This is a genomic window from Globicatella sanguinis NBRC 15551 (assembly GCF_001552295.1).
GTDB lineage: Bacteria > Bacillota > Bacilli > Lactobacillales > Aerococcaceae > Globicatella > Globicatella sanguinis.
The window spans coordinates 1-976 of sequence record NZ_BCQX01000233.1 but is presented as its reverse complement, the minus strand read 5'-3'; the positions used below and the strand labels follow the sequence as shown (position 1 = coordinate 976).

Annotated in this window: 1 protein-coding gene; it reads right to left on the bottom strand. The window is 37.6% G+C overall.

Annotation, left to right across the window (positions count from 1 at the left end; translation table 11 throughout):
• Window positions 1–76 precede the first annotated feature (76 nt).
• Window positions 77–976: IS30 family transposase (locus tag GSA01S_RS10285; RefSeq protein WP_066127332.1), on the bottom strand; the 900-nt coding region annotated here is incomplete at its 5' end.

Sequence of the window (976 nt, the reverse complement as noted above, 5' to 3'; positions counted from 1 at the left end):
TAGGCACCAAGTCAAGCTCTAACAATCAGGTGCCTTACGTAATGGATTCACTGTCTTAACAAACACATTGTGTGCATTAGAAAGCATCTATCCATCCAAGTTCCTTACAACAATCGATAAAAACTTCAATTGGCGTTCGATAACCTAATGATTTTCGTGGAATTTCATTGCGGAAATGAGCTGTTTGGCTGAGTGTTTTCTGCGATATATCAGTAAAATCCATCCCCTTAGATAACCCATCTCTTCGAAGAAGTCCATTAGAGTGTTCATTTAAACCTCGCTGTGACGGACAACCGGGATCAGCAAAGTAAATATTGATGTCATTGACATTTGAAATGGCTTGCCAATCAGAAAATTCTTTTCCACAATCAAACGTAATGGATTTAAATAAATTTCTCGGTAAATAAGCAAACCAGTTATCACAAGCGATTCGCACATCACTTGCTTTGCGACTGTTAATTTTTATCGGGATGATGAGTTTACTGATTCTTTCGACCAGTGTTAGGACTGCACTCTTATGGTCTTTTCCGACAATCGTGTCACCTTCTAGATGTCCAAATTCTTTCTCATATTGTGGATTTTCTTTTTGACGATCTTCGATGGTGCGTCTAAAGTGTTGTTTACCTCTTTTTTCCTGATACCCATTAGGTTTTCTCTTACCTTTCATCGGTAAAGTTGAGGGATCAAAGAGTTCCGAGTCTTTAAAACGACGATAAAGTGTTCGAGCTGTACATCCTAATGGGAGTTCATTCCGACCAATGATGACGTCAGGAGACCACCCCTGGTCCACTTTTTTCTTAATATATGTGATTTGTTTAGTGTTAAAGACCTTCTTTTTGGCACCACAGCGTGATTTATTCTCTTTATATTGATCGTAGTATTCCTGAATATTACCACTATTTTTAAGAAAATTAACGACGTTATAAATGGTTTGGATGGCCCGATTTAATTTTTTAGCGATATCCGTTACTTTTTT